Below are 7,487 nucleotides of genomic sequence, written 5' to 3'. Positions count from 1 at the left end.
AAACATCAAGGCCGAAACGGTTATCCATCACGCCCCGGACGTAAGCTGGGGATGAGAGCCCTCCCATCGATCCCATGCTTGTTCGCTTCGGACTGTGATCCGATCAACTGTTCGGGCTGAGGATGGGAGCACGGAGTGCGGCGCCCCTGACTCCTACACGTGCTTGCTTGGCACCGCGACTGAACGGGCTGCCGCACTCCGCTCTCACCTGCAACGGTAACGGGATAAATGACACAAGCGACGTGAGTCGCGACCGGGCTTTCCCGGGAAAACCTGGTCGCGACTCACGTCGCTCCTGCATGGGCGCTACTCCCCGGCCAGTAGCTGGTTCCAGCCTTCCACGCCCAGCTCGTCCAGCGTGGCGATGTTGCGCTCGACGATCACGTCCGGGTCGGGGAACGCGGCCACCGCGCGCTCCACGCTGTCCTCGCGCAGCAGGTGCAGCGTGGGCCAGGGCGCGCGGTTGGTGTAGTTGCTCACATCACTCGGCGCGGTGCCGGCGAACTGGTACTGCGGGTGGAAGCTGGCCACCTGCAGGATGCCCTGCAAATCCAGCGCCTCCACCGCCGCGTCGGCGTTGTCGAGGAAGTCGTTGTAGTCGAGGAAATCGCCCAGCGCCTGCGGGTGCACGATCAGCGTGGTGTCGATCTGCTCGGCCGGGGTGTCGCGCAGCAGCACCAGCTCCTCGGCCAGTTCTTCCAGCAGCGCCTCGGGCGTGGTCGCATCGCTCAACACGAAACGCACCTGTTCCTTGACGTACACCGCCTTGGCGAACGGGCACAGGTTCAGCCCGATCACCGCCTTCTCCAGCCAGCGGCGGGTGTCGGCGATCGGGTCGGTGTCGGGCAGGGAATCAGTCACGGAAGTTGTCGAACTGCAACGGTTGCTCGAACTCGTTCTTCTTCAGCAGCGCGATCGTTTCCTGCAGGTCGTCGCGCTTCTTGCCGTTGACGCGCAGTTTGTCGCCGTTGATCTGGGTATCGACCTTGATCTTCGACTCCTTGATCTTCGCCGCGATCTGCTTGGCCAGCTTCTGTTCGATGCCCTGCTTGACCGTCACCTGCTGGCGCGCGCCGCCGAGGTTGGTTTCGACGTCGCCGAATTCCATGCAGCGGAAGTCGATGCCGCGCGCGGCCAGGCGCTGTTTCAGGATGTCGGCCATCTGCTTGAGCTGGAAGTCCGAGGGCGCGGCCAGCTTGATCAGCTTGTCGCCGTCCTGCTCGAACTTCGCGTCCACGCCCTTGAAGTCGAAGCGGGTGGACAGCTCGCGGTTGGCCTGGTCGATGGCATTGGTCAGCTCGTGCTTGTCGACTTCGGAGACGACGTCGAAGGAAGGCATGGCGGAACTCCAAGGATGAAAACGACAGCCATTCTAGGTGATCGGCCCACCGATCATGGTTGCGGCCGCCACTGCGCGTGCAGCAGGTTGGCTACCGCGTAGCAGGCCGGTGCGTCCTTGTTGGACAGCACGATCACCGTCTCCCCGGTGTGCGGGTAGGTGCGCACGTCGGTGCAGATGCCGTCGGCGCTGCCGCCGTGGCCCCAGCGGAAATCGCGTTCGGGCACGCCCTCGCCGTAGCCGGTGGCGAAGAAGCCCAGGCCCATGAATTCGTGCTGCGGCGTGGTCGCCTCCATGAACAGCAGCAGCGGCAGCAGCCGGCCGTCGCGCAGCGCCTCGACGAAGCGCAGCACGTCGCCGGCCGGCGCCACCTGCCCGCCGGCAGCGAAGCCCCGCGCCGGCAGCGTCGCGCAGTTGCGCACGCGCTTGCCCTCAACCTCGGCGTAGCCGGCGGCCAGGTCCGGCGCCGGGTTGTCGCAGTCGACGAAGCCGGTGCGGATCATCCCGGCCGGCTTCAGCACGTGCTCGCGGACGTAGGACTCGAAATCCTGCCCGGACAGCACTTCGATCATCCGCCCCAGCACCACGTAGCCATAGTTGCCGTATTTCTGCTGCGTGCCGGGCGCGAATTCCGGTGGACGGTCGCCGTGCAGCGCGATGATGTCGGCCGGCGTGCGCAGCCGCGCGCGTTCGGCCGCATGCTCGATGCCGAACAGCTCATCGACGTCGCCGGCGCCGGCGGTGTGGGTGAGCAGCTGGCGCACCGTCACCGTGTCGGCGAAGGCGCGGTTGGGGTAGTCCTTCAACACCTCGCCGACGTGGCTGTCCAGGGTGACGCGGCCGGCGGCGACCTGTTGCAGGATCGCCACGCTGGTGAACATCTTGCCGGCCGAGGCCAGGTTGAGGCGGTCGTCGGCGACCAGTGGCGCTTCGCCGTTCTCGTCGCGCAGGCCGTAGGCCTTCTCGAACACCACCTCGCCCTCGTGCGCGACCAGCACCACGCCGGAGAAGCGGCCGGCCGTCTCCAGCCCGAGGGCGAAGCCATCCAGTTGCGCGAGGTCGGTGGCCGAAGGCGCCTGCGCGGCGGCCGAGGCGCACCCGCCAAGCAGGATCAGGCCGCACAGGCTGCGGCGCAGGAGGGTGGGCAGGGGCATGCGTTCGGCTCCGTGGCGGGTGCGGCGAGCATAGCGCCACCGTGCCTGCCGCCGGCACGACCTGCGACAATGGGCCATGTCCGTTTCCTCCCCGTCCGCTGCCCGCTCGCCCGTGACCGCGGTGGCCTGGATGCTGGCCGCCGTCGCGTTCTTCTCGCTGATGGACGCCGGCATGAAGCTGCTCTCGGCCAGCTACCCGGTGCTGCAGGTGACCATGCTGCGCGGCGCCGCCTCGCTGCCGTTCGTGTTGGTGTGGGTGCTGGCCAGCGCCGGGCCGCGCTCGCTGGTGCCGGTGCGCTGGGGCCTGCACCTGCTGCGCGGCGTGCTGGGCATGGTGATGATCGGCTGCTTCGTCCACGCGCTGCGCAGCCTGCCGCTGTCCACCGCCTATTCGATCTATTTCGTCGCGCCGTTGCTGGTGGCGGCGCTGTCGGTGCCGCTGCTGGGCGAACGGGTGGGGCCGCGGCGCTGGGTCGCGATCGGCATCGGCCTGGTCGGCGTGCTGGTGGTGCTGCGCCCCGGCACGGATGGCTTGATCTCGCTGCCGGGGCTGATGGTGCTGCTGGCGGCCACCGCCTACGCCATCGCCGCGGTGACGGTGAGCCTGCTCACCCGCACCGACACCCCGCAATCGATGGTGGTGTGGTTCCTGCTGCTGATGGCGGTCGGCGCCGGGCTGCTGGCGTGGCCGCAATGGCAGCCGCTGCAATGGCGGCACGCCGGGCTGATCGCCGGCATGGGCCTGGCCGGGGCGCTGGGGCAGATCGCGCTGACCCGCGCCTTCCAGCTGGGGCAGGCGTCGATGATCGCGCCGCTGGAATACACCGGGCTGGTCTGGGTGATCGGCTGGGACCTGCTGCTGTGGGACGTGCTGCCCGACCGCATGACCTGGATCGGCGCGGCGATCATCATCGCCAGCGGCCTGTACCTGCTGCACCGCGAGCGCGTCCGGCACGCGCGGCGGGCCGGGCAGGTGGACCATCCCTGAGCGGCTGCCCGGCCGCATGGAAGCAAAAGGAATAAGATTCCCCCAGCCCGTGCGGGCGCCGCGGCCGTGGCGCTGCTAGGCTTGCCGCCCGTTCCGTCCGCCGACCCCCGCCCTGGCCGTGATCGAGTTCCAGAACCTGCACAAATCCTATGCCGTGGAAGGCCGCGCGATCACCGCGCTGCATCCGCTCGACCTGTCCATCGGGGCCGGCGAGGTGTTCGGCATCATCGGCCATTCCGGGGCCGGCAAGTCCACCCTGATCCGCCTGATCAACCGGCTGGAGGAGCCCAGCGGCGGCCGCGTGCTGATCGACGGGCAGGACGCCACCGCGCTGGACGCCGACGGCCTGCGCGCGCTGCGCCGGCAGGTCGGCATGATCTTCCAGCACTTCAACCTGCTGTCGGCACGTACCGTGGCCGGCAATGTCGCCTTCCCGCTGGAACTGGCCGGCACGCCGAAGGCGCAGGTCGACGCGCGGGTGGACGAGCTGCTGCATACCGTCGGCCTCGAAGCGCACGCGGCCAAGTACCCGGCGCAGCTGTCCGGCGGGCAGAAGCAGCGCGTCGGCATCGCCCGCGCGCTGGCGACGCGCCCGAAGATCCTGCTGTGCGACGAGGCTACCAGCGCGCTCGACCCGCAGACCACCGCGCAGGTGCTGGCGCTGCTGGGCAGGATCAACCGCGAGCTGGGCCTGACCATCGTGCTGATCACCCACGAGATGGACGTGATCCGCCGCGTCTGCGACCGCGTGGCGGTGCTCGACGCCGGCCACCTGGTCGAGAGCGGGCCGGTGAGCGAGGTGTTCCTGCACCCGCGGCACCCGACCACGCGCCGCTTCGTGTCCGAATCCGAGCACGTGGACGAGGGCGAGCTGCACCGCGATTTCGCCGTGGTGGAGGGGCGCGTGGTGCGCCTGACCTTCCTCGGCGACGGCACCTACGAACCGTTGCTGGGCCGCATCGCGCGGCAGACCGGGGTGGACTACAACATCCTGTCCGGGCGCATCGACCGCATCAAGGACACGCCCTACGGGCAGCTGACCGTCGCCCTGGTCGGCGGCGACCAGAACGCCGCCCAGGCCGGTTTCGTCGACGCCGGCGTGCACGTGGAGGAGCTGCGTCGATGATCCTCGCAACCGCCGGCGGCTTCTTCCGCCACCTCGATGCCGGCAAGTGGGCCGACATCGGCCAGGCCACCCTCGACACCCTGCTGATGCTGGCCGGCTCGCTGCCGCTGACGATGGCGATTGGCCTGCCGCTGGGCGTGTTGCTGTTCCTGACCGGCTCGCCGCAGTTGCGCCGCCGCCCGCTGCTGTACGCGGTGACGGCGCTGGTGGTGAACGTGCTGCGCTCGGTGCCCTTCATCATCCTGATGATCGTGCTGATCCCGGTGACGCTGGCGATGATGGGCACCTCGCTGGGCGTGCGCGGCGCGATCCTGCCGCTGGTGGTCGGCGCCGCGCCGTTCTACGCGCGGCTGGTGGAAACCGCGCTGCGCGAGGTGGACCGCGGCGTCATCGAAGCCAGCCAGGCGATGGGCGCGACCACTTCGCAACTGGTGTTCAAGGTGCTGCTGCCCGAAGCGCGGCCCGGCCTGATCGCCGGCGCCACGGTGACCACCATCGCCCTGATCGGCTTCACCGCGATGGGCGGCGCGATCGGCTCCGGCGGCCTCGGCGACCTGGCCTTCCGCGACGGCTACCAGCGCTCGCATACCGACGTGGCGCTGGTCACGGTGGTATTGCTGCTGATCCTGGTGCAACTGCTGCAGATGCTGGGCGACCGGCTGGTGCGCCACTACACTCGCCGTTGAGCAATGTTTTCGTAGATGCCGGGCTTGCCCGGCATGGGGCCTTCTCGGCAAAACCCCGTGCGGGGCGAGCCCCGCACCTACGCGCATCCCCTCCCGTCGCACTGGAATCCCGATGAAGACTTCCCTGTTCCGTCCGCTGCTCGTTGCCGCCGCCGCGCTGGCGCTGTCGGCCTGCGGCAAGCCCGCCGCCGATGAATCGAAGCTGGTGGTCGCCGCCACCGCGGTGCCGCACGCCGAGATATTGGAGGTGGTCAAGCCGCTGCTGGCGAAGGAGGGCGTCACCCTCGACGTGCGCGTGTTCAACGACTACGTGCAGCCCAACGACCAGCTGGTGCAGAAGCAGGTGGACGCCAACTACTTCCAGACCGAGCCCTACCTGGACGCCTACAACCGCGACCGCAAGACCACGCTGGTGACCGTGGCCGGCGTGCATATCGAGCCGTTCGGCGCCTATTCGCACCGGGTCAAGTCGCTGGACGAACTGGCCGACGGCGCCGACGTGGTGATCCCCAACGACCCGAGCAACAACAGCCGAGCGCTGATCCTGCTGGACAAGGCAGGGGTCATCAAGCTCAAGGACCCGTCCAACGCCCTGTCCACCCAGCGCGACATCGTCGAGAACCCGAAGCAGCTCAAGTTCCGCGAGCTGGATTCGGCGATGCTGCCGCGGGTGCTCGACCAGGTCGACCTGGCGCTGATCAATACCAACTATGCGCTCGACGCCGGGCTCAACCCGACCCGGGACGCGCTGGCGATCGAAAGCAGCGATTCGCCCTACGTGAACTTCCTCGTCAGCCGCGCCGACAACAAGGACGACGCGCGCGTGCAGAAGCTGGCCCATGCGCTGACCAGCCCGGAAGTGAAGGCCTTCATCGAGCAGAAGTACAAGGGCGCGGTGCTGCCGGCGTTCTGAGCGCCGCCGCCTCCCGTGCCGGGCAAGCCATAGGTGCGAGAAATCCTCGTAGGTGCGGGGCTTGCCCCGCACGGGGTCTCACCGGTAGAGCCTCATGCGGGGCAAGCCCCGCATCTACGGTGGTCGGCTGCCAGGCTCCCCGGTCACTATCGCGCAAGGAGTGGACATGGGTGTTTTACTGCGTTTCGCCGGGCGCCGGATGGCGCGCTTTCTCGCCCAGCCGCGCCCGCACCAGACGCGGCCGTCGACCAGCGACCCGGCCCTGCTGGCGCGCACCCTGCAGCGCGGCGACGTGCTGCTGGTGGAGGGCAACAGCCGCTTCGCCACCGCGATCAAGTACCTCACCCAGTCCACCTGGTCGCATGCCGCGCTCTACATCGGCGAGGAACCGCTGGCCGAGGGCGGGCCGCCACGGCCGATGCTGATCGACGCCGACGTGGAGCAGGGCGTGCGGCGCATCGGCCTGAGCGAGTTCGCCCACCAGCACACCCGCATCTGCCGCCCGCAGGGGTTGCCGCCGGAGGCGGTCGACCGGCTGGTCGATTACATGCGCGCGCGCATCGGCCACAGCTACGACCTGAAGAACGTGTTCGACCTGGCGCGCTACCTGATCCGGCAGCCGCCGGTGCCGGCGCACATGCGCCGCCGGTTGATCGCGCTGGGCAGCGGCGAGCCGACCAAGGCGATCTGCTCGACCCTGCTGGCGCAGGCATTCGAGTCGATCCGCTACCCGATCCTGCCCGAGATAGAAACCGTGCTCGGCCACGTCGGCGGGCGCGAGCAGCGGCAGGAAATCCTGCACATCCGCAACTACAGCCTCTACACCCCGCGCGACTTCGACGTGTCGCCGTTCTTCGACATCGTCAAGCCGCGGCTGCATGCCGGGTTCGACTACCGTGCATTGCAGTGGAGCGAAGAGGGGGCTTGATGCTTTTCCCTTCTCCCTGCGCGAGGCGGCTTGGCAGGACTGCCAAGCTGCACGGCGAAGCCGCCCCGAAGGGCATGACGCAGAGGTGGCATGCAAGCGCCGGAGAGGGTACGGGCGAAGCCTGATGCCGTCAGGTTGCACGCGGCTTTGCCCGTACCCTCTCCCCAACCCCCGCTCCGCGCCCCGGCCCACGCCAGTGGCGCGCAAGCCGTGCCTTCTCGCCCCGGAGGGAGAGGGGCTTGAAACACTTCTACGCTCGCTCCCGGCAGCACGGCTTCATCCCCCTATTTCCCGCTTTCGTCGCATGCCGCTTGTACGCACCGGCGCAGCGCCTATGCTCGGCGCCACTGTCC

8 protein-coding genes are annotated in these 7,487 nt (G+C 68.8%); 5 read left to right on the top strand and 3 right to left on the bottom strand.

Annotation, left to right across the window (positions count from 1 at the left end; translation table 11 throughout):
* Positions 1-306 precede the first annotated feature (306 nt).
* From ABB34_RS08880 to ABB34_RS08870, 3 genes are read right to left on the bottom strand one after another with little or no spacing between them, the layout of a single operon-like run.
* The gene (locus tag ABB34_RS08880) at positions 307-861 is read right to left on the bottom strand and encodes a DUF1415 domain-containing protein (protein ID WP_057640960.1); all 555 of its coding nucleotides are present in this window, start codon (positions 859-861) and stop codon (positions 307-309) included.
* Positions 854-1,339, bottom strand: coding sequence for a YajQ family cyclic di-GMP-binding protein (locus tag ABB34_RS08875; RefSeq protein ID WP_057640959.1), 486 nt, complete (start codon positions 1,337-1,339; stop codon positions 854-856). The genes ABB34_RS08880 and ABB34_RS08875 overlap by 8 nt, the downstream gene beginning before the upstream one ends.
* Positions 1,340-1,392: 53 nt before the next feature.
* Positions 1,393-2,493, bottom strand: a complete 1,101-nt coding sequence (locus ABB34_RS08870; RefSeq protein ID WP_057640958.1) for a serine hydrolase domain-containing protein — start codon at positions 2,491-2,493, stop codon at positions 1,393-1,395.
* A 76-nt stretch (positions 2,494-2,569) separates the two neighbouring features.
* Here ABB34_RS08870 and ABB34_RS08865 point away from each other — a divergent pair, with 76 nt between their 5' ends.
* The 5 genes from ABB34_RS08865 (at position 2,570) to ABB34_RS08845 (ending at position 7,134) form a co-directional block, all read left to right on the top strand.
* Positions 2,570-3,481, top strand: a complete 912-nt coding sequence (locus tag ABB34_RS08865; RefSeq protein WP_057640957.1) for a DMT family transporter — start codon at positions 2,570-2,572, stop codon at positions 3,479-3,481.
* Between the two features lie 118 nt (positions 3,482-3,599).
* Complete coding sequence (locus ABB34_RS08860; RefSeq protein WP_057640956.1) at positions 3,600-4,607, top strand: methionine ABC transporter ATP-binding protein; 1,008 nt, start codon at positions 3,600-3,602, stop codon at positions 4,605-4,607.
* Positions 4,604-5,293 (top strand): methionine ABC transporter permease, encoded by a 690-nt coding sequence (locus ABB34_RS08855; protein ID WP_057640955.1) that lies wholly within the window; start codon positions 4,604-4,606, stop codon positions 5,291-5,293. Before ABB34_RS08860 ends, ABB34_RS08855 begins: the two co-directional genes overlap by 4 nt.
* Positions 5,294-5,405: 112 nt before the next feature.
* Positions 5,406-6,206 (top strand): MetQ/NlpA family ABC transporter substrate-binding protein, encoded by an 801-nt coding sequence (locus ABB34_RS08850; RefSeq protein WP_057640954.1) that lies wholly within the window; start codon positions 5,406-5,408, stop codon positions 6,204-6,206.
* Positions 6,207-6,372: 166 nt separating this feature from the next.
* Positions 6,373-7,134: a YiiX/YebB-like N1pC/P60 family cysteine hydrolase gene (locus ABB34_RS08845; RefSeq protein WP_057640953.1), complete on the top strand. Its 762-nt coding sequence runs from the start codon at positions 6,373-6,375 to the stop codon at positions 7,132-7,134.
* Positions 7,135-7,487 lie beyond the last annotated feature (353 nt).

The organism is Stenotrophomonas daejeonensis, assembly GCF_001431505.1.
In the GTDB taxonomy this organism is placed as follows: domain Bacteria; phylum Pseudomonadota; class Gammaproteobacteria; order Xanthomonadales; family Xanthomonadaceae; genus Stenotrophomonas; species Stenotrophomonas daejeonensis.
The sequence above is the reverse complement of the archived record's forward strand: the minus strand, read 5'-3'. Positions and strand labels throughout refer to the sequence as shown.